Source organism: Exiguobacterium sp. UBA6309, from assembly GCF_002439205.1.
In the GTDB taxonomy this organism is placed as follows: domain Bacteria; phylum Bacillota; class Bacilli; order Exiguobacteriales; family Exiguobacteriaceae; genus Exiguobacterium_A.
Window position 1 is genome coordinate 420424 of sequence record NZ_DJTL01000025.1, and the last position, 24010, is coordinate 444433.

Below are 24010 nucleotides of genomic sequence, written 5' to 3' on the forward strand. Positions count from 1 at the left end.
CATTCTATCCCATCAAAACCGAACGTAGAACACCGCTCCGCCACCACTTCGGTCGCGCACACCATAGTCGAATTGATGACTATCGAGAATCATCCGACTGATCGCAAGACCGAGTCCATGCCCGGCACTGCCTTCTTGTTTGACGTAGACGTCCCAGATCGTCGCCCGGTCTTCTGTTCGGACACCCGCTCCTTCATCCTCGACCGTCAATTCGTCATGCGTTAAACGAACGGTGACCGTTCCACCGACGGGTGAAGCAAAACGGGCGTTCATCAGGAAATTGATCAAAACGCGCTCGAACATCCGTGGATCAAGAGACTGCCTCATCGGTTGCAGCTCCATCGCCAGCGTCAGTCCTGCCTGTATGAACGTTCCACGGAGTCGTTCAACTGTCGCAAGCACGAGTTCATCGAGTGCCACATCCGTCTTTTCAAGCGGCATCCGTCCACCGGCAAGCTTCGAATAAAGTAACGTCTCGTCAATCAGATGACCGAGTCGATCCGTCTCCTCGATGATGCTCGTCGTCACGTCGGGCAGTTCGTCGACGGGAATGACACCTGCCGCGAGCGCCTCGGTCTCGTTTCGAATGATTGCGAGCGGCGTCCGCAAGTCATGGGTGATACCGGCGATGAACGTCTTTTGCAGATGATCCTTTTGTTTGAGTTGTGTCTGCATCTCATCGACGGCTTCAATCAACTCCCCGACTTCATCCTTCGGTCGTGCCGGCAGGACGACGTCTGTCTCGCCCGCACCAATCTTTTGGGCGACGGACCGGAGCGTCACGATCGGTCGTGTCAAGTGTCGTCCCATGTAGTAAGCAAGCAGTGATGCGAGCAGCAACGTCACGAGTAACGCGAGTCCGATCGCGATGTAAACACCGTCGAGGGCGCTACTTGCTAATGGCGCTTGCCGGACCGTCGTAATCCGCGTTCCGTCAACGGTCAGCTGATATGTCAGCAACCGTTCGCCTTGCACTTCGATGACGTCTTCTTTCTTCAGCCCATCTAAAAGTGGTAACCGTCCCGCTGGTCCACGCGCACCGATCCGTTGCGTTAATCCATCGGTCGTCAAAAAACCTTGAATGTCACGCGGAATTGGCGTGTCGGCTTCAATCGCCTGTTTGATGATGTTCGCTTCCCGCGCGAGTTGATCGTACCGTTCGCCTTCCGCGAACCGATTGACGAGGAACGCCGTCAAGACGAAACTGAGGACGCCCATCACCAGCAAGGGACCGATGACGGCGTATAAGAACTTCCGCATCAAAGGGCGTCGTTTCATTCGATCGCCTCCAATCGGTAGCCGACCCGGTGGACCGTCTTCAATTGTTGTTTAATGACGGGTAGCTTATCGCGCAATTGTTTGACGTGCGTGTCGACGGTCCGGGTATCGCCTCCGAATGCGTACCCCCAGACGTCATCAAGAATCTGATCCCGGCTCAGTGCTTCCCCGAGATGTTCAATGAAATAGAGCAACAGTTCGAATTCCATCTTCGCGAGACTGACTGCCCGCTCACCTGTTTTGACTTGGCGTCCCTTCTCGTCGATCGTCAAGTCACCGAACGCATGGCGAGCGACCGGACGGACTTTCAATGCCCGTTCGAGCCGGATCGTCAACTCCTTCAGGACGACCGGTTTGACGAGATAATCATCGGCACCGAGTTCGAGTCCGAAGACACGGTCATCCGCCTCGCCGCGCGATGTCATCATGAAGACGACCGGCGGCTGGACTTGTGATTTGATACTCGGCACGAGCGACCAACCGTCACCGTCCGGCAAGCGGACGTCGATTAAGACAGCATCGAACGCTGCCGTCAGACATTGTTTCGCCTCCGCTAACGAACCAGCAATCGTTACCTCATAAGCATGGTGACGCAGGAAGCGTGCCGTCACCTGCGCTAATTTTTGTTCATCTTCAATCAATAGTACATTCATGGTCATCCCTCCACTCCTAGTGTAGCGCCTTTTTATCCAGATTTTCCTTTCTTCGCAGTTTCTTTGCAACTTCCTCACAACTTCTCTTTCGTGACCCTCTACCATAAAAGGTGAAAGGAGTGATCATCCCATGACATTCAAAAAACAATGGATCACTGCATTGACAATTAGCGCATTAACCGTCGGAGGCGCATCAGCATACGCTGCGACGAACGATGACTCAAGCACGACAAAACAAGCGAAACACGGACACCACTTCGAAGGTATGAAAAAACACGACATGACGTTACTCTTGAAAAAATTGAATCTGACACAAGCCGCGGCAGATGCTGCCAGGGAGAAAGGGCAATCAATCGCCGATATCGCAAAAGCAAAAGGCATCTCGTTCGCTGATTACAAAAAAGCAGAACTCACAGCAGCAAAGGAACAACTGGCAAGTCTCGTTAAATCAGGCGACTTAACACAAACGCAAGCAGACGACATGCTGAAGCGTCAAACGGAACGGTTCAGTGGCGTCAAGAGTTACGCTGAACTCAAAGACAAGATGCCGATCGGTCGTCACGGCGGACCCGGCTTCTTCAACGAATCGTTGATCGCTGACGTCTTGAAGGCACTCGGACTGAGTCAGTCAAAATTCGATGCCGCGAATCAATCGCTCGCTGCTTATGCGAAGGCACAATCGATTAAGTTCGCTGACTACAAAAAAGCGTTGCTTGCAGCTCAGACGAGTGAACTCAATCAACTCGTCAAAGACGGGAAGATGACGAAAAAACAAGCAACAGAAATCAAGTCTCGTCTGACAGAGGAATACAAGGACGCGAAGAGCTATGATGATCTTCCGGATCGCGGTGAACACGATAAGCGCGGTGACCATGGACCAGGTGGTGTCTTCGGCGACGCGACATCAGCGATTCTAAAAGCACTTGGACTCGATGAAGCGAAATTCAAAGCAGCGGATCAAGCATTGCCTGAATTCGCGGAAGCGAACAAGATTGCTTACGCGGATTTCGAGAAAGCTGTCCTAACAGCGCAAAACGCTGCCGTCGATCAACAAGTCAAAGATGGCAAGCTGACAGAAAAACAAGCGAAACAGATCAAGGAACACATCCAGTCACGAGCGGATGCGGTTTCAAGCTACGCTGATTTGAAAAAAGGACCAGAACACGATGGTCGAGGATACGGACCTGGTCCGGATGGTGACATGCCGGGCGCACCGGATCAAGGACCGGATGCGGATCCGAATGCGAGTGCTACATCCGTCGATTTAGCGATTTAAAGATTAGACCGAGGCTCTTTCATCAGAGCTTCGGCTTTTTTTGTTCACGTTAGGACAATTGTCTTTTAATCATGAATTTCATATACTGGTTCACTTTTTTGAAAAATAAGTCTATTCCTTGAACGAATGTTGCAAATTCCATTTCCTACACCCGATACTAGTAGAGAGAACGTTAGTATCGTAAGGAGGTGACGTGGATGGCTTTTCATGAAGCGATGAATCGGATTCGTCAATCCGACACAGCCCCACTCTATATCGGTGGACTTGAAGTATCCCGTCCGGAAACGGCGGAAGCCTTCTTTCAACAACAGACAGATGCAATTTTTTTATTTGATGTCTCTGGCACGATCATCTATTTCAACGAACAGTTACGGGACATGCTCGGCTATTCCGCTGAGACGCTCTATGAGCACTTTGCCGTCTTCAATCCACCTGATCAAGTCGAAGCGGTGACATCCTTTTTCAATCGTGCGCTACATGGTGAGACCGTTCATTATACGGCACAAGGACTCCATGCCGATCAACACCGGGTTACGTTAAAAATTACGAACATGCCGATCGAACAAGACGAACAAGTCATCGGTGTCTATGGTGTTGCGCGCGATATCACACGTGAGAAACAACTCGAAGAAGATGTCTCGTCCATTCGCTCTCAACTCGAACTGACGGAACAGATACCAGAACTCGTCGTTTTCCACTTCGACGTCAACTCGCAAACGATCGAGTTTTCTCCCGCTTTATTGCATTTTTTAGGTCTTTCAGAAGTCGACGCGACGACGCTTGATCAAGAACAGTTATTCAGTCGGATTCATCCACGTGACTTCGATCCGCTCCGGTTCGAGATGGAACGTTTGATTGCGGGTGAAAAGGAACGTTTTGAAATGGAAGTCTCCCTGCTGACCGCTGACGATACCTATCAGCTGTTACGCTTGAAAGCCTTCCATCGTCCATATCATCCAAACCATCTGTCGGTCGTCCTCTATGATTTATCGGAAGTCGACGAGGCACGACGTCAACTCGTTACGGAACGGGCGCAGGCACGTGAAATCTACGAAGCCGTCAATGCCGCGATCTCACAAATCGACTTGTTCTCGGGACGAATCCTCTTTCACTCACAAGGGTTCCTGCACATCTTTGAAGAATTACCGCAGGATTTAATTCTTAGTCGTGAGTGGTTGTTCGAGCGGTTGGACGTCCGCGATCACGCGACGATGAAACAGTTCATTAGACGGTTGGTCGACGGTCAGGCTGGCACGATCCAGTACCGCCTTCACTTCCCGGATGGTCGCGTCAAATGGATTGAGGACCAACAAATCCCTGTCTTCCAACTGGACGGTACGATTGCCTATACGAACAGCATCATGCATGATATCACGCTTCAAAAAGCGTACGAGGAACGATTGCGGCAGCTCGCTTTACGTGACGCTGTGACGCATCTGCCGAACCGGCAAGCACTGATTGAGACGATCGATGTGTGGCAACAGAAGGACCACCCCTTCTTCGTCCTCACCGTCTCCTTCAACCGGATTGCTGAGATCAATAGTGCCTTCGGACACGGCTCCGGTGATCAGTGGCTACAAGGAACGGCTGCCTTATTACAACAAACAAAGTCAGATGGAACGTTTCTCGGACATCTTGGTGGTGATGAGTTTGCCTTGCTCGTACCGACAAGCGATAAACAGGACGTGACGGCATGCGCCGAGGCACTACTCGATCTATCGGAAACACCGATCTCAATCGAACCATACGCCTTGTTCGCACGTATTTCCGTTGGGGTCAGTCGCTATCCAGAAGACAGTACGGACGCCGTCGAATTGTTAAAGCATTCCTATACCGCCTTACGACGATCGCGTCGTGAAAATCACAGTACGATACACCACTACGCATCGAATCTCGATATCGATTATTACCGGCGCTACCGGCTCGAGCAGGACTTACATTACGCGATCGAACGTGATCAACTGTTCCTCGAATATCAGCCAAAAGTCGACAGCTGGACAGGAAAGATTGTCGGTTTAGAAGCACTGATTCGCTGGCAACACCCGGAATGGGGACGGATTCCACCGAACGACTTCATTCCGCTTGCCGAAGAGAGTGCCTTACATGTCGCAATCGGAGACTGGGTCGTCGAGACGGCGTGCCGTTCGATGCAAGACTGGAAGGCGACCGGAGCAGAGCTTGTTCCAATTTCCGTCAACGTCTCACCGAAACGATTCTTGATCCCCGGCTTCGAACACCATATCGAGCGGATGCTGTCGACGTACGATCTCGCGCCTGAGTTACTCGAACTTGAGATCACGGAAGCGGCTTTAATCATGGATGATCCGATGACGAGTCGGACACTCGAATACGTCAGCCGGATCGGTGTTCGGATCGCACTCGACGACTTCGGGAAAGGCTATTCCTCAATGGTCTACCTGCAGCGCTATCCGATCGACGTCATCAAGATTGATCGGCAGTTCGCGACCCACATCACGGATGACGCCAAAGCCCAAGCGATCGTCAAAAGCATTCTCTACATGGCAGGTGAGTTCAATCTGACCGTCGTCGCCGAAGGCATCGAGAAGCTCCGTCAGCTCGATACGTTCCGGACGCTCAATTGTCCGAGTATCCAAGGATATCTATTCAGTCGCCCGGTTCCAGCGGATGTCATGGTATCGTTCCTCCTGCGGGAGATTTTGTATCCAATCGAAGCCTGTTCCTTGTCGAGCGATACCGTTCCTCGTTTTTCCGTCTCTGGGAAAGTTCGCATGCTGACACATCATGCCCAGTCGTTCGAACTGCCCTTCTCAGACATTGAAGCGCATCAAACGAGTACGCGGGCACTCTATTTTTCGTCAAAGACGTTGTTACCGTTGTCGGACGCAACGTTTGAGATTCGCTTGAGTGAAGACGTTCAACTCGTCTCCTGCACAGTGACGATCACCGGACAACAAGATCATCAATACATCGGTGAATATACGAATCCGATCGAAGCAGAACAGATCATGCGTTTCTTCCAGTCGTTACGTTATCGCCCTTGACCTCTCCACGAAGACGTTCACACACGTCTTCGTGCTTTTTTGTTATAGTAATCCTAAAGCGTTTTACTATGGAAGGGAGGAATGGCATGCAGTCACCACTACCTACGAAACATCATCGCCGCTCTACGAAAGTTCAGCTTTTTCGACGATTACTGATGCTGACGATCGGCGCCATCATCTTCGCGCTTGGACTGAAAGGATTCCTTGTTCCCAATAACATCATCGATGGCGGGATCGTCGGAATCTCGATCATCGGCTCAAAGGTGACGGATACGACGCTCGCTTTGTGGCTGTTCTTCTTGAACATCCCGTTCATCTTTTTCGGCTATAAGCAGATTGGAAAGACGTTTGCCCTGTCAACGTTATATGCGATCTTCGTCATGGCGATCGCAACGAAACTCCTCGAACACATCGGTCCATTGACGAGTGTTGATCTGCTCGCGACCGTATTCGGTGGCTTGATTCTCGGAATCGGCGTCGGGATCGTCATCCGTTCGAGTGGATCACTCGACGGAACTGAGATTCTTGCTGTCTCTTTCAGCCGCTCGACACCGTTTTCAGTCGGTGAGATCGTCATGTTCTTCAACGTCTTCATTCTCGGTGCTGCTGGATTTGTTTTCGGTTGGGACCGAGCGATGTACTCGTTGATCACCTATTTCGTCGCCTTCAAGACGATTGACGTCGTCATCGACGGACTCGATCAATCGAAGAGTGTCTGGATCATTTCGGAGAATTATGAAGAGATCGGTCTTGCGATCATGGACCGACTTGGTCGAAGCATGACGTACTTAAACGGGGAAGGTGCCTTTACCGGTGACGGCAAAAAAGTCATTTTTTGTGTCATCAGCCGGCTCGAAGAATCTAAACTGAAGGACATCGTTCGTGACTTCGATGAACAAGCCTTTATCGCGATCGGCAACATCCATGATGTCCATGGCGGTCGCTTCAAGAAAAAAGATATCCATTAACCGAACGAAGGGAAGGAACGCGGGTGTGGAAAAAACATCGTAAGAAAATCATCGGCGGCGTGATCGTCATCGTGACGCTCGCTGTCATCGTTGTCATCGGGATTTCCGGTTATGTCGGATCATCGTTGACGCAACCGGAACGCGAAGCCTTGACGACGACACCCAAAAAAGCAGAAGGACTTGACTATGAAGATGTCACCTTCCGTTCTTATAAAGACCGGACACGTTTGTCTGGCTGGTGGATGCCAAGCGAAGATGCGAAGTTGACGATCGTTTTCGCTCACGGCTATGGCAAGAACCGGGAACAAGATGATGTTCCTGTCTTCCCGCTATTTAAGAAGTTTCACGATGCCGGATACAACGTCTTGACGTTCGATTTCCGAGGATCGGGTGAATCGGACGGGAAACGCGTTACGGTCGGTGCCAAGGAACAAGATGATCTACTGACAGCTGTTCGTTACGCGAAGTCACGTTCTTCAAAACCGGTCGTCCTCTATGGTATCTCGATGGGCGCAGCGACATCACTCGTAACGGCACCGAAAGCGGATGTCGTCGGTGTCATCGCCGACAGCCCGTTCAGCGACTTAGAGAATTATCTCGCAACGAACCTGCCCGTCTGGAGCGGGTTACCGAACTTCCCGTTCACACCGATCATCCTTGAGATCACGCCACCGTTGACAGGTCTTAATCCAGAACGAGTCAAACCGGTCGAAACGGTCCGGCGCATCGAGTACCCGATTCTGTTGATTCACGGTAAGGATGATGATGCGATTCCCGTCACGGAAAGCATGAAAATCCAAAAAGCTGCACCGCGCTCGGAACTCTACGTGACGGAAAACGGCGGACACGTCCAGTCATACGCGCATGACCGGAAGGCGTATGAAGATAAAGTGTTGACCTATCTGTCTGACTTGCATTGATGGAAGGAGAGACACATGCAACAGCTATCTATATTCTTGACCTGGTTCGTCGCGTTGACGGTAATGACGATCGGACTATTCGTCTCCCGTCGCGCCGGCTATCGTTTGCCCTATGGACGGACGATCGCTTTGATTTGGACGGGTTCTGCCTTGATTGGACTCGCATTTTATCTATTACGTTAAAAACAGCCGCCCACTTCTTTGACGGAACCGGGCGGCTGTTCGTTTATGCTTATCGTTTTAGTACGGCAGCGCCGACGATCTTCAAGACTTCTGGACGACTTAGTTTTTCTTTCCCTTTTGCAAGGGCATCCAGCGTTCCATGTGCGAGTGCAAGTGGAATGTGACAGAATTCATAAATCGTCGTCTCCTTCGGGATGGACGCAAGGTACGCATCGGCTTCCGCGAGATTCTCACGCGCATAGGCGAACATCGTATCCGTCGTCCAACCAGGTGGGAAGTAGCCGACACCACGCTCCGCATCTTCCTGTTGGTTACGAAGGATGTTGACGGCTTGCAAACCACGACCGAATCCGATCGCTTGCTGTTTATCGGTGACGATACCAGCCTTCCAGTACCAGATGTCGGATAACATGACACCGACAAGTCCCGCGACATAGTATGTGTACTCATCAAGATCCGCTTCCGTCTCGACCGTCCAGTCACGCTCAGCCCAGACCGCCATGCCTTCTGCCATCTCAGCCGTCGAATCGAGCACTTTCGGACGAATCGCAGCCGGACAATAGGCGATCCACTCCGGTAGACGAAGGGTCACTTCTGGTAGGTGTGCCGTATACGGCGCAATCAACTCAAGATAGGCGGTAGCGGAAAATGTGCCCCGCATCAACAATGCCGTCTCCCGGAGCAACATCGTCTTGACGTCCGTCGCCAAGTCCTCATGGTCTTCAATCTCATCGATGGCGCGCATGCATAGATAAGCAGCACCGACCGCTTCCTGTAAGTCTTGCGATAGTCGACTAATCGGGATGTAGAAGGTGCGACTCGTCGCTTTCAATACTCGGTTCGCGTCTTTTTTCAGCTGCTTCGTCTCATTCATTCCTGACAACTCCCTCTTTGGCTCAAAAGGTTTCTTTTCTCTCCATTACTATACACGATTCAACGCGTTTCAGCATTCGTTTCATGATAAGAAAGACTCCCTTTGCGCTAGATTCAGGCAAAGGGAGTCTTTTCATCCTCGTTTGAAGCGTATCGTTCACAAGAAAAATACGTTCCAATGACATTCAAATGGAATCATTTTTCCTGTTGTTTCAAGAGTTGTCCGATCAACCCTGTGCTACGGGAGGCTTCCGTGTTCTCTTCTTGGATCGACAAGTAGACTTCCTTCCGGTGGATGTCGACCTGTCGCGGTGCCTTGATACCGAGCTTGATTTGATCGCCTTCAATCGCAAGAATCGTCAGTTCAATGTCGTCACCGATTTGAATCGCTTCTCCCGTCTTTCGTTTGAGTACGAGCATCAGCGACCACCTACTTCCGTCAAGCTGCCGATCAGATGACGATTCGTATATGTATCGTCTAAGATGATTTGTTTCGCGAGTCGTTGTTTCGTCTCCATGACGAAGGGTGCCCGTAAGTTCGTCGTCGACGTCGTGAACGGATCTCGCAACGTGACCGTCGTATAGACAGCGACTTGCGCCGTATCCTCAATCCCGAGCTGCTCTTTTGCTGCGTCCGGTAACTCGAAGACGTATTCCGGATCAATCCAGAACGGGTTCGTCACGACGAACGCACACTCCGGCTGATCAATCGATTGAAACGACCAAAACGGTACGCCCTCTCCGAACGGGAGCAGGATGAAGCGCTTCGCGTCCGGAAAACCCGGTAATTCGGACGCGAAAGTAATGATTTCCGTCTCTTCAATCGTGATAGTTCCAAAAAAATCGGTTTCGATTTGCATGTCGTTATCCTTCCCCGTCGAATATGCCACCAACCGGCCACATATTCAATTGATTTTGTTCTTGTAAGAAAATCTCGACCTGTCCGTCTTTTACGGTCAGCTCCGGTTGATGCGTTTCGACATCGATCTTCGGACGATTCGCGGTGTAGCTCAATCGGACTTCCGCCGGTGTAAAGGTCGTCTTGACCCGATCGAGACTCCGCGGGATGAATCCGAGTGTCGTCACTTCGGCAGGCGGTGTGTCGTTAGCTCTTGCAATCCGCGCGACCGTTCCCCCGCCCTGCTCGATCCGCATCAGTTGATCCCCTTCCGAAGCTCTCTGCGCGACCGCTTCCTGTCCCTTTTGTCGACCGTAAGCAGCGTACTGCCGAACGGACTCGAGCGCAGGAACACGCCCCATCTCGATCCAGGCTTGTGTCGAATCGATCTCAAGACGTGCCGCGACGGTTTCAATCGACAATTCCCCGCGGGGCTGTTCGATCGAAAGGGAGGCAGGTGTCTGCTTCTGCTCGATTTGCGGACGTGTGATGTTCATTCCGATTCGCGCTGCCGTCTGACGCATTTCAAGATGTGGAAGATTCATCTGCCTTCACCCCTTATCGTAGGAAATCGAGTAACGTCGGTTGAATGATTCGTGCTCCGGCGCTGAGAGCCGCTCGGTGTAATGTTTCGTACGACTTCAGTTCCATGATGACTTTTTCCGCCTCGATGTCTTCGTTATCCGACATGACCGTCTTTGCGATGATTTCCTGATCCTCGAGCCGTGACGTGTTCAAATCCATCCGGTTAACCCGTGCCCCGAGATCCGCACGCGTCTCGACCGTGCCGTTCACCATCTCATCGATATCCTTCAACATACCGGATAAAGCAGCTCCATTATTGTCAGCATTCGTCCCTAGGGCATCGTAGACTTTTTTCAACGTTTGGAACGTTCCCGGTCCAAAGACGCTAAGCGGCGAGATGTTGACTTGGACTTCGATACCGGAAGAGACTTCATATTGAATCGACTCCGTCTCCTTACCTGTTGGATCTCCATCCGTGAAGACACCGTCAACAGGACCTGAAGCACTTGCTAAGTAATCACGCAATCCGTCCATCGAGACGAATTCCGTATCCGTCTTCGTCCCGTTGAAGATCCCTTTTTCATTGTATTTCGTATTCGCGAGCGTCCCGATGTGTTCGATCAATTGACCGACCTCGCTCTGGATCGCTTTACGCTGTGTCGCATCATACGTATCCGTCGCCGCCTGTGTCGTCAACTCACGAATCCGGCTCATCGCCGACGTGACTTCGTTAAGGGCCGAATCCGTCAAGTCCATCCAGCCCGTTGCTTCACTGGCATTTTTCTTGAACTGTTCGACTTCTCGTACTTCCGTCCGGTAACGCACGCCCTGCATCGCGACGACCGGATCATCGGATGGACGCTGAATTTTCTTCCCGCTGATCAATTGCTCTTGAAGCGTGCTCAAGCGCTGATAGCTAGAGGATAAGTGCCCGATATTCGTTTTCGTCAACATCGTTTGTGTTACTCTCATCTATTCATCACCGTCCTACGAGTCCCATACCGTTGATGATTTTATCGAGCATCTCATCGACGGTCGTAATATTTCGTGCTGCCGCATTATAAGCGTGTTGATACTGAATCATCATCGTCATCTCTTCATCGATCGAGACGGCAGACATCGACATACGGCGTTGATCCGCACTCTCCATCAAGACAGCGGCACTCTTCCCGAGGCGCGCGACTTGTTCGGTCGAAACTGCCATGTTGCCGATGACGTTTTGATAGAACGAGCCGATCGTCGTCGTCGTGTCCGACTTCGTAAACGTAATGCTTGCCGTCTTCATTTTCGCTAGTTTCAGCGCTCCTTGACTGTCACCGATGTTTCCATCCGTCGACGTCGCAATGTTATCGAGACTCGCTTTGATGTCCGTACCGACAGAAATCGTTGCTGCCGTGATGTCGCCACTTGTCGAAGCAAAGAACGCATTCGATCCCGCTGTCCCGTCTTTTTTCAAGTTCGTCGCGTGCGCGGCGTTGAACGCATCGGCGAAGGTCTTCGCCATCTCATCAAGTTGACTCTCCATCTTGACGTATTCACCGACAGCTTGACCGTTTCGGTCTTGCCCGTACATCTCGATCAATCCTGTCAAACGACCTGTTGAGAAACCGCCTAGCTGATCGAACGTGTAAGTTTGTGTCTCCGATTTGAAGCCTGTGTATAGTCCTTGATCGTTCGTCGTGAAGGTTAGTGTCCCTGCTTTCGGTAAGTCGGAGTCGACCGCAAGCAGCTTGTCCCCATTCGGAAACTTGATGTTGACGTCAATACGTCCTTCTGCATTGCGTAACGCATTCCCCATCTTCCCTGTTTCAATCGCCTGAGCGTCTACCGTCACTTTTTCGAAATCGACATATTGAGCAAGTTCATCAAAGTAGCGATCACGTTCATCATAGAGCGCGTTCGGCAAGGTACCGAGCGGTTCGACGACATGGATTTCCGTATTGATGTTATGGATTTTTTGCAAGAGATCGTTGACTTTTTTCGTCGAGACATCGATTTCACTTTTTAAGTCTGATTTGACTTGATTGATTGCCTTCGACATGTAGTTGAAGGTCTGTGCGAGTGTCTCTGCTTTTTGCCGGACGACACTGCGCGCACCTGAGTCCTGCGGGTTCGTCGACAAGGTCTGAAGTGATTCCCAGAATCCGTCGAATGCCTTCGCAAGACCCGTATCCGACGGTTCATTGATGATATCTTCCATCCGTCCGAACGCCGCTTCCTTCGTGCCGTAATAGGAAACCTTCGTCACTTCATCCCGGTATTGCTTATCGAGCATGATGTCACGAATCCGCTCGATCATTTCTCCGCGGACACCCGTTCCGACTTGACCATTTCGGCCAGATCCAAGCGATATCGAAAGCTGTTCTGTCGTTCCCATGACGAGACGCTGACGAGAGAATCCTTCCGTACCGGCGTTCGCAATGTTATTTCCAGTCGATTGCAGGGCCCACTGGTTCGTCGTTAATGCCCGACGTCCTGTCTCAAGCCCCATGAAAGTCGATCCCATCCGTATTCCTCCTTACGCGTTTCGGTTAAAGTGTGTCTGGTTCAGTGCGGACTGCCCATATGTGAAGTCGTCTGCTTCTGGAATCAAGAGTTGAAGATGCCAATCCAAATAGTGCAACGATTGCTCTAGCAACTCCGCGTTTAGTGTGTTGAGCTGCCGCAACTGACCGATCGTCTGCAATAATGTCCGGAGTGAGTCGATATCTTCCGGGTGCGTCTCGATCCATTCGGTCATCGTCACGCTACCCATGAGTGCAAGTCGTTCTTGCTCTAATGCTTCAATCCGCTTGATATGTACCGGTTCTTCCTTGACGATTTCAGACAAGCGACGCATGTCGTTTGCAATCAAGACGTGCTTCTTTTCTTCTGCGAGCGCGAGCAATTGAGCGTGCGCCTCGTTGAGTTGATTGATGAGTTGCATTCGGTTTCTCCTTCCGAATTAAAAAGGTTCCATTCATATAAAAAACGACCCGCGCATCCGTGCCCCGAGTCGCCTCCATTTTCTACGATGTTCCGCTTACAGGTTCAAGAAACGTTCCGCGATTTTTTTCGCGTCCGGTTTATAGGTTCCATCCTGGATCGCCTGCTTGAGGGATTCAATCTTTTCAGTCCGTGACGTCTGTGTCTCATTAAAACGCGCGCGCGCTTCTGTTGAGATACTGACTTCGTCCGGACGGTTCGTGCGTTGGTTTTTTGTTCCTTCTACTGATTGAGTTCTTTCGTACGTTTTGGGCATGTTCACCCATTTCGTAGAATCAATTCGCATGTGAACACCTGCTTTCTAGACTACAAGATTCTTAGTTCAAGTCCGATACGTCCTTGGTTTCGAAGAGTCAGAAGAGTCAAGCATCGCCTGGGCGAGGTCACGTCGTAAACGATCACGACATGCGGCACAAATCGTGCCTTCACGGGAGGGCTTCCCGCAATTCTCACACATGATTTCCATTTGGGAAATCTCGGAGATCAATAAGCGCCCTTCCTTGATGTAACGGAAGACGGTATCTCGACTGACACCCGTTCCGATCTCGACATCTTTAGGTGAAGTCCGGATTTTTCGTCGTTCTCGCAGAAATTCGCGCACCTTCTCAAAATCCGTATGATCCTTTCGTATGCAATCAATACACAGTTCTGAAGATTGACGCACGACTAACTTTCCGCAAGATTTACAATTGATGACATCCATTTCTTTCACCTCATACAGAGTATCGGCAGGATTGTCGCTTTCTTAAACACTTCGAAATAAAGTTACAGCAGAAATTTCTTTTGCGCCTGCCTCCTTCAGTCGAAACATTGCCTGCCGAAGAGTCACACCTGTCGTGTAGACGTCATCGACGAGCACAATGTTCTTCCCTTTGACGTCATTTGTCACGCAAAACGGATTACTTCGCGCAAGCCGAGCCTGTCGTCCTGCCTTACTTTGGGCAGGACCCTCCAAACGATTCAAATACGGCGCGATTTTCCCACGCATCTGGCGTGCGATCAACTCCGCTTGATTGAAACGACGGTCTGCGAGACGCTCGGTGCTTAACGGTATCGGAACAAGAACAGCTTGTTTGATTTTTACCTTCTTCAAGTCATCGGTAAACATCTCAAGCAACGCAGTATCTCCGAGAAACTTGAACCGACGCATGAATTCCTTGGCTGCATCATTGTACAGATAAAGAGGTGTCGTCTGGAGGGGCAGCCCTTGTTGCCGCCACACCGTACAATCTGAACAGCATGGCGAACCCGGCTTTCCACAATCGACGCATTCCCCTCTTTTTACAAACTTTATTTTACAGGTCGGACAGGTCACTTGCCTAGTCCAGAGATTTCCGAGTTCCCAACTAGGTAGATAGACCTCTTGACAGAATAAACATCGATTCATGGTTGCACGGCATTCGCTTTTTTAATGTGATGGATCGCTTCATACATCGCATCACTTCGGTCATTCGCGCAAAATAAAATGTCACCATCCGGATACGCCGACGATCGTCCGACACGTCCGCTGATTTGAATCAAGGCTGCCGTACTGAATCCGTGATCGGCATCAAGAATCGCAACCTGGACGTTTTCGATCGTCACACCCCGCTCTAGAATCGTCGTTGTCAGTAAGATTCCTGTCGATTGTCGAAAGCGTCGGACCTTCTCGACTCGTTCTGAATCCGCGGCATGGACCGTCTCGACGGTATAGCCTGCATCTGCGAATCGGTTCTGCCATCGCTCAAGCTCCGCAATACGCGAGACGAACACGAGCCGTGGTACAGCAGCATGACGCGCCAACCAATCGAATACGATCTGTTCGGTATAAGGTACGACGAGCTTTGGTACCGGTAACGGATACCCGTGATAGCGCCGCATCAGTCGGACTATCGGAAAGCGTCGATGCCAAAACGAAGGGGTGGCGCTTAATAAAATCAAGGCAGCGTCTTTCGTCATTGCTCGTTTGACGTACCGGTGCAACGTCCGGTCCATCCGGTAAGGGAAGGCATCGACCTCATCCAAGAAGACGACATCGAAACAATGCCGGTAATGAATCAATTGGTGTGTCGTACTGACCGTGATGTCACCTAACTCGAGACGCTCCGATGAACCACCGTATAAAGAGACAATGGACGTATTTGCGAATGCTCGCTTTAAATGCCCTGTCAATTCCCGGACGACATCCGCCCGAGGTGCTGCGACAAGAACACGTCGTCCGTTTGTAAGGGCGTCGGCGATTCCTGGAAAGAGCATCGGCGTTTTTCCGGCACCACACACGGCATGGACAAGAAGTCGTTTCGGACGCAAGACGGTCTGCTGGATTGCTTGTGCGATGCGCAGTTGCGCCGGCGTCAACAACAATGGTCCGTGTTGCGACGGGATCACTGGATCAAGCGCCTCCAAATCCGTCACAAGCCTCCCGCAGCTTCGCAATTTGCCATAAGCGAGACATTTTCGGCAATAATAACAGGCTGTTCCACATGTACAGGCACCTCGTACTGGTAGTGCGCCACACCGTTGACAACGCCATGTCACGGCTGGAATGTATCGATATGTTTCGTTTGGTGTATCTATCCATTCAGCAGGTACGAGTCGTCCTCGAAGATCCATCATCATGACCTCTCCTTTCTGTGACGTTCCTTTCTCGCATATGCCTGGTATCTCCTTGTCCGCATTCGTTCCTGCTCCATCGCTTTTTTCCTCAGTCAAATTAAGAAAATAGTGTATGTTATGTCTCTAAAAGTTGTCGTAAGTAGAATCATTCATGAAAATCGAGGATTTTGACAAAACAAAAGCAACAGGTATTCTCAATGTAAGAGAATTCCTGTTGCTCATCTGTTTTCTCGGATATATTGTTCATTCCGCTGCATGATACCATGTGATACCAATTGCACCAGGTCCGAGGTGGGTCCCGATGACGGGTCCGAAGAAGCTCATCTCGATGCGCGCCTGCGGGAAAAGTGCCGTTAGTTCGGCAATTTCTGCTTCTGCTTTCATAGAATCCTCAGCATGGATGACACCGATGACATATCCTGCTCCGTCTCCTTTGATGTCATCCTTCATCATTTCCTCGATCCGATTGACCGCTCGCTTGAACGTCCGGATTTTTTCGAACGGAACGATTTTCCCGTCGATGAAGTGAAGGACCGGTTTTATCTTCAGAAACGAGCCGACGAATGCCTGTGCGACACTCAGACGTCCACCGCGCTGGAGATGGGCTAGATCGTCGACGACGAAGTAGGCTCGAATCTGTTTTTTTAATGTCTCCAGACGATCAACGATCGTCTCTGCCGTCGCTCCTGCATCTCGCAAACGAACGGCTTCTTGGACGAGAAACGCTTGCGGCATACAGGAAATACGTGAATCGATTGGATGGACGTTGACATGCTCCACCATCATGTTGATCGTATGTAACGCTTGATACGTTCCACTGATCCCACTCGATAGTGTGATACCGATGATATCCGTTCCTTCCGGCAATTGCTCGAACGACGCAACGAAATCACCGATGTTCGGTTGTGATGTCGTTGGGAGGCTGCCCGTCTGGATGCGTTCATAAAATTCAGCTACTGAGATGTCAAACCCTTCTCGATAGGCGTCACCGTCGAAGATGACACTAAGTGGTGCGACGTGCACTTGATGTTCTTCACAATAGGTAGTTGGCAGATAGGCTGTGCTATCCGTTAAGATCACAATCTGGCTCATCCGTGAATTTCCTCGCTTTTATAGTTCCGTCGTGACGCTGCCGAATGTGACACGCCACAATCGTTTTTAAGTGTAGCATTTTTCCTTGGATAAAAAAAGAAAGACGGGAGCCCCGGCTCCTGTCTTTCGAGATATTAGACGACGACCCATCCACGGCGGATTGATTCGACGACGGCACCAGTACGGTCCGGTACATTCATCTTCCGAAGGATCGATGAGACGTGGTTCTTGACCGTCTTTTCACTGATGTATAACGTATCGCTGATCGCGCGGTTTGAGAAGCCGTCCGCCAGTAACTGTAAGACTTCGCATTCGCGACGTGTTAGAACGTGGAGCGGTGCTTCCGCGACTCGTTTTTCAACAGGCTGTGATGCCATCGTTTGTTTCATCTTCATCAAACGACGATATTCCTGTAACAAGTTCGGTGTGACCTTCGGATGGACGTAGCCACCTTCGCGGTATACGGAACGAATCGCATTGACGAGCTCATCGGTTGCCATTTCTTTTAAGAGATAACCGACCGCGCCCGCACCGAGTGCGTGCATGACATACGTCTCATCATCATGAATCGATAAGATGATGACACGGACGTCCGGATAGACTTCCATCAGACGTTTTGTTGCTTCGACACCATTGACTTGCGGCATGTTGATATCCATTAAGACGATATCCGGTTGGTGGGTTTCGACGAGCGAGATGACTTCCGCTCCGCTTTCCCCCTCCGCTACGACGACGAACTCTTCTTCGAAATCAAGAATTCGTTTAACGCCTTCGCGGAATAACTGATGATCGTCGACGATGACTACTTTCACTTGCTCGTTGTTCACAGTGTTTCCCCTCTCGCTTCAGATTCCTCGATCGGAATCTTTACCTTGATGACCGTACCTTTTCCGGGTTGCGTCTCGATTTCGAATTCACCATCGATCAATTCGATCCGCTCACGCATACCGACGAGTCCGAATGACTCGTCACACGACGCGACGATGGAATCAAAATCAAATCCAACGCCATTATCCTTTACATGGATTCGTACGGAATGTTGATATTGTTCTATGATAATACGAATGTCACTCGCTTTGGAATGCTTAACTGCATTTTGGACGGCTTCTTGCACGATTCGGAAGACAGCAACTTCATACGTCGAATCGATTCGTTCACCGCCTCCAAGATAGTTGAAGTGAACCGGAATATTCGAAATTTCTTGAATATGACGAAGATAACGTTCGAGCGTCGGAACGAATCCGAGATCGTCAAGCGTCATCGGACGTAAATCGTATATGATACGACGGATATCAGCAAGCCCATCCCGAATCAACGTCCGTAAACGGTGAATTTCTTCAAAAGCTGCCTCTGCCCCATTGTGCTGGTGAATCTTTTCAATCAAATCTGCTCGGATCAAGACATGGGCAAGCGTCTGTGCCGGACCATCATGCATATCGCGCGACAGCCGGCGGCGTTCATTTTCGGCGGACTGGAAGACTTTTAGACCCATCTCCTGCTTTTGCATCGCCTTTTCATATTTTTCATTCATCATCTGCATATCGTCCGTCAAGAAGTTCAAGACGACCGAGACACGTCCAATCAATTGATCTGCTCGTTCTATCGTCTCATCGAGCTGAATCAGTCGGCGCTCGAGCTCATCACGTCGTTTTCGGCAATTCATCTCGTCTCGTTGATTGATGAACGATTCGAGCTGCAACGCGTTTGCAGTCTCATAGGCCGACCGGACATCCTGTTCCGAGTAGCTGTCGAAGTTCTTACTGACGACGACGAGTCGCGCCTTCGCATCCTTGATATGCCGTTCAAGTCGTTCTGCTTCTTTTATATAGTCGTGCACCCGAATCTTCAGGTCGCGTAGTTCTTGCTGAATTTCGGCATATTGCTCGCGAGAATTTTCCGTGATCCGGACGATTTCTTCCCGACTCTCTTCTACGACGCCGATGATGTTCTGTACGATATCATTCAAGGATAGCCGCTCCCTCATCTCATTCGTCATGGTACTCCCTCCATTCCTTGCCAGTCGTCTACGGTTGTCTCTCTCTTGGAACGTCGTTATGCTAGAGAGAACTAGTTAACGAGGAGGACATTTTTGATTATGACATTATCTAATTATTATACAGTAAAAGAAAACGGTTTCCACGAAATCATTATCCAAAAGTCACGATTCATCACCTATTTAGCGCGTGCAACGACGGAAGAACAAGCCCAGGCGTTCATTTCCGAGCTGAAAAAAAAACACCACGATGCGAACCATAATTGTTCCGCCTACGTCATCGGTGAACGCAATGAGATCCAAAAAGCGAATGATGACGGTGAACCGAGCGGAACAGCTGGTGTTCCGATGCTCGAAGTATTGAAAAAGCGTGACTTGCGCGATACGGTCGTCGTCGTGACACGGTATTTCGGCGGCATCAAGCTCGGTGGTGGTGGATTGATTCGCGCATATGGTTCGAGTGTCTCTGAAGCATTGAACGCAGTCGGTGTGGTCGAACGGATCGAGCATACCGTCGTTTCTGTCAATGTCGATTATACATGGCTTGGTAAACTCGAGAACGAACTGCGGGCAAGCGTCCATCCAATTGATCAGATCCATTACCTCGATCAAGTCCAGATCGACGTCCTCGTCAAGACAGCCGATGTTCCGGATTTTCTCGACTGGATGACGAATATGACGAATGGTCAAGCTGAGTTGTCAAGCGGCTCTACACGCTACCTCGAACGTGACATTATTTCCTGAACTGCTATACTGATTATAAAGAATTTTAAAGTTTTTCAAAAATTCAGAAAAAGTTAGGAGTTAATGAACGTGGAAGAGCGAACCCGAAGCAATAAAAAAAAGATAAAGAAAAAACGTTCTTGGTTCAAAGTGTTCGTGATCAGTTTTCTTATCGTGCTTATTGGCGGAGGGGCGACCTTCGCGTATGTCGCGTACAAGACATTTCAGACCGCAAACGACTCAAAACTCGATTTAGCTCGTGGTGACAAGTCCGAGAAACGAGAAGCTGCCATTGATTTGACGAAAGATCACTTTTCCGTTCTGCTCGTCGGAACGGATGAACGACCTGGTGACACTTCCTCACGTGCTGACACGATGATTGTCGCGACATTCAACAAGGACGATCAGACCGTTGATATGGTCAGCATCCCCCGTGATTCACTCGTCGAGATCCCTTCTGTCGGTTACGAAGATAAAATCAATCACTCTTATGCCTTTGGTGGCATCGATTCAACGATTGAAACCGTCGAGACGTTACTCGATATCCCAATCGACTATTATGCCTCGATCAACTTCAACGGTGTCGTCGCGATCGTTGACGCCTTAGGTGGCATCGATGTCGACGTCAAATTACCGATCGATACGCTCGACTCATCCGATAAGCGCAATGGCGTCAAATTGGAGCCGGGGAAACAAACGTTGAACGGAGAGGAAGCACTCGCTTATGCCCGAATGCGTTATCAAGATCCTGAAGGTGATATCGGTCGAACAAAACGCCAACAACAAATCGTCGAAGCGATCGTCGATCAATCCACCTCATTCGGTTCCATCACGAAATTGAACAGTCTGATGGATGCGACCGGTGATAACTTCAAAACGAACATGTCGTTGACGGAAGCATTCCAATTGCAACCATTCATCAAAAAAATCGGTTCGGTCAACCGGATTGATTTAAAAGGAACGGATACGAAAATCAACGGCGTCTACTACTACCAACTTGATCCGACTTCACTTGCGGATGCAAAAACGACGTTGAAGGAACAGCTCAATCTACCGACTGATGAGACAACGGACGGCACTATGACGGAGGCTGCAGATGATTCGGTCACTTCAACCAACTGATCATACGTCACTATTAGACGTTCAGCGCCGCGCTTACAAGATTGAAGCACGATTACTCGAAACTGCTGATTTCCCGCCATTGCGAGAAACGATTGATGACATCAACATAGAGGCACCGACTGGTTTTGTTTATGTTATCGACGATAACATCACTGGTGCCGTCACGGTTGATGCTCTGACAATCACCCGTCTCGTCGTTGATCCGGCATACTTCCGGCAAGGGATTGCACAATCCTTGTTGCAACATCTATTCGAACACAGTCACGCAAAACATGTCATGACCGGAGCGCGTAATCTTCCCGCGCTCGCTCTTTATGCTCGCTTCGGCTTCACGGAAGTTCGACGCGTATTCCGCGATGAGATTGAACTCGTCTTCTTGACGCGCATGTGACGTCTAATAACAAAGCAGCAGTGGACAAATGTCCGCTGCTGCTTTGTTATTATGCTTTGTTATTTAGAAGAAAAGAAACCCAAGCACTGCACCGATCAGAACGATGCGAAGCGGTGACTGCTTGTAAAAACGTAACAGACAAAATAATCCGAAAGCCATCAAGAAGTCGAGTCCACTTTTAATACTCGATGTAAAAATCGGATCGTACAATGCCGCGAGTAAGATACCGACGACGGCAGCGTTGACCCCGATCAACATCCGACCAACCGACTGATTTTTTCGGATGCGATCCCAGTACGGCAAAACACCGATGACGAGTAAGAAACCGGGAAAGAAAATCGCAAGCGTCGCAAGGATGCCTCCAGAAATACCAGAGACGATCGTACCGAGATACGTCGCGAATGTGAAGAGAGGTCCCGGTACTGCTTGTGCCGCTGCATATCCGGCAAGGAACGTATCCGTATTCATGAGTCCAGGTACGAGCAATTGCTCAAGAAACGGCAAGACGACGTGCCCGCCACCAAAGACGAGAGCTCCGGCACTGTACATGATACTCGTCAGCTGAATGTTTCCAGTTGTCGCTTGAGCGAGAAGCGGTGTGATAGCGAGTAAGACGAAAAACAAGACGAGTGCGATGACGCTAAACATTCGTGGTACGCGAATTGACAACGAACCACCTGTCTCTGTCTCTTCTTTGAACCAGAAGAAAGCAATAAGACCTGCGAGTAGTAAGACTCCGACTTGCACCAATGGATGGGCGATCAAGAGCACGGCTGCGAGCGCCAGTAACATCAAGGTCAGGCGTTTGGCACCTGTCGCAAGCTTCATTCCCATACCCAGAACGGCGTCAGCGACAATCGCGACCGCAACCAGTTTTAATCCGTGAATGAATCCAGCTTCTGCAACGTCGAACCGTGTCGCAAGAAGCGCGAACAGAATCAAGGCGATACTCGACGGCAACGTGAAGCCGATGAAGGAAATAATTGCTCCTGCTACCCCACCACGGATCAGTCCGATGCCCATTCCAACCTGACTCGAGGCTGGACCGGGTAAGAATTGACAGAGCGCGACTAAGTCAGCATAGGCTTTCTCGTCGATCCATTTTTTCCGTTTGACATATTCTTCATAAAAATACCCGAGATGGGCGACCGGACCACCGAACGACGTCCATCCGAGCTTAAACGACACTAGAAAGATTTCGATTAAACGATGCATGTTTCACCTCCATCTTTCATTTTACATAAAAATTGTTAAGTTCTCGTGAACTTCAATAATTTTTCTTCCCGTATGTTCCCTTTCGCCACAATTTCTCCATAGGACCTTGTGCATGATGTTTTAGATATCTGTTTGATGCGATACCTTGCGTAATCAAAAGCAGGAATACAAGTAACAGACCTTGCCATAAAGGCGTCGTTTCAAACTGACCGCTCAGGAAGATGAAACATGTAAAGACGAGTGTGTGCATTAAATAGTTCGTCAATGCCATCCGCCCCAGTCCAGCAAACCACCGCATCCGTCCAGCACGGACGAGTAATGCGACAGCACAAGCATAGGTGATAGCAAGCGTCCGACCTGATAACCAGACATAAAAGAGATTAGATGAACCGTCTGGTACGTCCATATGTGAATGAATGATTCCTACGAATGATGGCACCGTCAGCAACAGGCTGATTCCGAACGTCCACCAGAGAAAACGATTCGTCGGCGGTCGTGTGCTGAAACGTTCCATCAACAACGCCCCGATTAAGAACAGCGACAGGATTTGCGGCCATATGATACCGGTGTTCAGAAAGGATTGCGGTAGTTGAACGGTTATCTCATCGTGAATGAAGCCGACAATATCCCGGGAAGCGACCAACGATTGCAAGAAATCATTCTCTTCGATACTCGATTCATCTCCGAATTCGTTAGCATATTGGTAAATCGATATGTAAATCAGGAAAGTATACACTTGACCGACGACTGCAACTAACATTTTCGTAATCGGCTTTGCTTTCGTAAATAATAACAAGATGAAACCAGTCAACGCATACGTATGTAAAATATCGCCCTGCCACAAGCATAAATGCACTAGTCCAATGAGAAAAAGAATCCCCAGACGACGCGCAAAAATCATCTTCGATAATCCTTTTTGTCGCAAACGCTGGATGAACAAATAGAATCCTGCTCCGAACAAGACACTAAACAGCGTATAGAATTTCGTCTGGATGAAGAGATCAAAAAACAGACGAATCCATTGGTCCGCTTCCCCCATCATCGCATGTGATCGATCCCCAAGAAAACTTGGCATATTGACGAATAGGATTCCGCATAATGCAAAACCCCGTAACACATCTAAATAAACGATGCGTTGATTCAACTGTTGTTCCAACCTAACACTTCCTTCCTAAAAAAAGGGGCTGACTCAAAAAAAGAATGACGCGTCTTTTCACGCCCTTTCCTCAGGCGAGACACAAGCCAGTTTTCCTGCTTCATTCAAGCAGGAAATCAGGTCTTGTTTGTCTCTGACAGC

Annotated in this window: 26 protein-coding genes; 8 read left to right on the forward strand and 18 right to left on the reverse strand. The window is 49.8% G+C overall.

Annotated features, from left to right (window positions below; all coding sequences use genetic code 11):
• Positions 1 to 12: 12 nt before the first annotated feature.
• Positions 13 to 1278, reverse strand: a complete 1266-nt coding sequence (locus B3M90_RS08590) for a HAMP domain-containing sensor histidine kinase (protein ID WP_290783382.1) — start codon at positions 1276 to 1278, stop codon at positions 13 to 15.
• Positions 1275 to 1931 (reverse strand): response regulator transcription factor, encoded by a 657-nt coding sequence (locus tag B3M90_RS08595; RefSeq protein WP_214852466.1) that lies wholly within the window; start codon positions 1929 to 1931, stop codon positions 1275 to 1277. The genes B3M90_RS08590 and B3M90_RS08595 overlap by 4 nt, the downstream gene beginning before the upstream one ends.
• A 130-nt stretch (positions 1932 to 2061) precedes the next feature.
• On the opposite strand from B3M90_RS08595, the gene B3M90_RS08600 reads away from it, so the two are divergent.
• The 5 genes from B3M90_RS08600 (at position 2062) to B3M90_RS08620 (ending at position 8301) form a co-directional block, all read left to right on the forward strand.
• Positions 2062 to 3207, forward strand: a complete 1146-nt coding sequence (locus tag B3M90_RS08600) for a hypothetical protein (RefSeq protein ID WP_290783384.1) — start codon at positions 2062 to 2064, stop codon at positions 3205 to 3207.
• Between the two features lie 197 nt (positions 3208 to 3404).
• The gene (locus B3M90_RS08605) at positions 3405 to 6230 is read left to right on the forward strand and encodes a sensor domain-containing protein (RefSeq protein ID WP_290783386.1); all 2826 of its coding nucleotides are present in this window, start codon (positions 3405 to 3407) and stop codon (positions 6228 to 6230) included.
• An 86-nt stretch (positions 6231 to 6316) separates the two neighbouring features.
• The gene (locus B3M90_RS08610) at positions 6317 to 7198 is read left to right on the forward strand and encodes a YitT family protein (RefSeq protein WP_290783388.1); all 882 of its coding nucleotides are present in this window, start codon (positions 6317 to 6319) and stop codon (positions 7196 to 7198) included.
• Between the two features lie 23 nt (positions 7199 to 7221).
• A complete protein-coding gene (locus B3M90_RS08615) occupies positions 7222 to 8118 on the forward strand; it encodes an alpha/beta hydrolase (protein WP_214852458.1) in 897 nt (298 codons plus the stop codon).
• 15 nt (positions 8119 to 8133) lie between these two features.
• The gene (locus B3M90_RS08620; protein ID WP_290783390.1) at positions 8134 to 8301 is read left to right on the forward strand and encodes a hypothetical protein; all 168 of its coding nucleotides are present in this window, start codon (positions 8134 to 8136) and stop codon (positions 8299 to 8301) included.
• Positions 8302 to 8350: 49 nt separating this feature from the next.
• Here B3M90_RS08620 and B3M90_RS08625 read toward each other — a convergent pair whose 3' ends face one another.
• From B3M90_RS08625 to B3M90_RS08690, 14 genes are all read right to left on the reverse strand, one after another.
• The gene (locus B3M90_RS08625; RefSeq protein ID WP_035410098.1) at positions 8351 to 9175 is read right to left on the reverse strand and encodes a squalene/phytoene synthase family protein; all 825 of its coding nucleotides are present in this window, start codon (positions 9173 to 9175) and stop codon (positions 8351 to 8353) included.
• A gap of 194 nt (positions 9176 to 9369) precedes the next feature.
• Positions 9370 to 9594 (reverse strand): carbon storage regulator CsrA, encoded by a 225-nt coding sequence (csrA, locus tag B3M90_RS08630; RefSeq protein WP_035410102.1) that lies wholly within the window; start codon positions 9592 to 9594, stop codon positions 9370 to 9372.
• Positions 9594 to 10034 (reverse strand): flagellar assembly protein FliW, encoded by a 441-nt coding sequence (gene fliW, locus B3M90_RS08635; protein WP_290783392.1) that lies wholly within the window; start codon positions 10032 to 10034, stop codon positions 9594 to 9596. Before fliW ends, csrA begins: the two co-directional genes overlap by 1 nt.
• 4 nt (positions 10035 to 10038) lie before the next feature.
• The gene (locus B3M90_RS08640; RefSeq protein ID WP_214852454.1) at positions 10039 to 10617 is read right to left on the reverse strand and encodes a DUF6470 family protein; all 579 of its coding nucleotides are present in this window, start codon (positions 10615 to 10617) and stop codon (positions 10039 to 10041) included.
• A 13-nt stretch (positions 10618 to 10630) separates the two neighbouring features.
• Positions 10631 to 11569 (reverse strand): flagellar hook-associated protein FlgL, encoded by a 939-nt coding sequence (gene flgL, locus B3M90_RS08645; protein WP_214852452.1) that lies wholly within the window; start codon positions 11567 to 11569, stop codon positions 10631 to 10633.
• A gap of 7 nt (positions 11570 to 11576) precedes the next feature.
• Positions 11577 to 13103 (reverse strand): flagellar hook-associated protein FlgK, encoded by a 1527-nt coding sequence (flgK, locus tag B3M90_RS08650; protein WP_290783395.1) that lies wholly within the window; start codon positions 13101 to 13103, stop codon positions 11577 to 11579.
• Positions 13104 to 13115: 12 nt separating this feature from the next.
• Positions 13116 to 13523 (reverse strand): flagellar protein FlgN, encoded by a 408-nt coding sequence (locus B3M90_RS08655; protein ID WP_290783397.1) that lies wholly within the window; start codon positions 13521 to 13523, stop codon positions 13116 to 13118.
• A gap of 96 nt (positions 13524 to 13619) precedes the next feature.
• On the reverse strand, positions 13620 to 13868 hold the full coding sequence (gene flgM, locus B3M90_RS08660; RefSeq protein ID WP_035410118.1) for a flagellar biosynthesis anti-sigma factor FlgM: 249 nt from the start codon (positions 13866 to 13868) through the stop codon (positions 13620 to 13622).
• Positions 13869 to 13904: 36 nt separating this feature from the next.
• The gene (locus B3M90_RS08665; protein ID WP_155960182.1) at positions 13905 to 14183 is read right to left on the reverse strand and encodes a hypothetical protein; all 279 of its coding nucleotides are present in this window, start codon (positions 14181 to 14183) and stop codon (positions 13905 to 13907) included.
• Between the two features lie 144 nt (positions 14184 to 14327).
• Positions 14328 to 14804 carry a ComF family protein gene (locus B3M90_RS08670; RefSeq protein ID WP_290783399.1) on the reverse strand — a complete coding sequence of 159 codons (477 nt, stop codon included), beginning with the start codon at positions 14802 to 14804 and terminating at the stop codon, positions 14328 to 14330.
• A 161-nt stretch (positions 14805 to 14965) separates the two neighbouring features.
• On the reverse strand, positions 14966 to 16177 hold the full coding sequence (locus B3M90_RS08675) for a helicase-related protein (RefSeq protein ID WP_290783401.1): 1212 nt from the start codon (positions 16175 to 16177) through the stop codon (positions 14966 to 14968).
• A 243-nt stretch (positions 16178 to 16420) separates the two neighbouring features.
• A complete protein-coding gene (locus B3M90_RS08680) occupies positions 16421 to 17269 on the reverse strand; it encodes a DegV family protein (RefSeq protein ID WP_290783403.1) in 849 nt (282 codons plus the stop codon).
• Between the two features lie 134 nt (positions 17270 to 17403).
• Positions 17404 to 18096: a response regulator gene (locus B3M90_RS08685; protein WP_029342537.1), complete on the reverse strand. Its 693-nt coding sequence runs from the start codon at positions 18094 to 18096 to the stop codon at positions 17404 to 17406.
• Positions 18093 to 19265, reverse strand: coding sequence for a sensor histidine kinase (locus B3M90_RS08690; protein WP_214852439.1), 1173 nt, complete (start codon positions 19263 to 19265; stop codon positions 18093 to 18095). The genes B3M90_RS08685 and B3M90_RS08690 overlap by 4 nt, the downstream gene beginning before the upstream one ends.
• A gap of 99 nt (positions 19266 to 19364) precedes the next feature.
• On the opposite strand from B3M90_RS08690, the gene B3M90_RS08695 reads away from it, so the two are divergent.
• From B3M90_RS08695 to B3M90_RS08705, 3 genes are all read left to right on the forward strand, one after another.
• Entirely contained in the window at positions 19365 to 20006 is a 642-nt protein-coding gene (locus tag B3M90_RS08695) for a YigZ family protein (RefSeq protein WP_290756847.1), read from the forward strand.
• Positions 20007 to 20141: 135 nt separating this feature from the next.
• Complete coding sequence (locus B3M90_RS08700) at positions 20142 to 21107, forward strand: LCP family protein (RefSeq protein ID WP_290783406.1); 966 nt, start codon at positions 20142 to 20144, stop codon at positions 21105 to 21107.
• Entirely contained in the window at positions 21082 to 21498 is a 417-nt protein-coding gene (locus B3M90_RS08705) for a GNAT family N-acetyltransferase (protein ID WP_056063092.1), read from the forward strand. Before B3M90_RS08700 ends, B3M90_RS08705 begins: the two co-directional genes overlap by 26 nt.
• A gap of 63 nt (positions 21499 to 21561) precedes the next feature.
• On the opposite strand, the gene chrA is transcribed toward B3M90_RS08705, so the two are convergent.
• Together chrA and B3M90_RS08715 are read right to left on the reverse strand one after the other, a co-directional pair.
• On the reverse strand, positions 21562 to 22713 hold the full coding sequence (chrA, locus tag B3M90_RS08710) for a chromate efflux transporter (protein WP_290783409.1): 1152 nt from the start codon (positions 22711 to 22713) through the stop codon (positions 21562 to 21564).
• A gap of 52 nt (positions 22714 to 22765) precedes the next feature.
• Complete coding sequence (locus tag B3M90_RS08715; protein ID WP_251137786.1) at positions 22766 to 23869, reverse strand: DUF418 domain-containing protein; 1104 nt, start codon at positions 23867 to 23869, stop codon at positions 22766 to 22768.
• Positions 23870 to 24010: the final 141 nt, after the last annotated feature.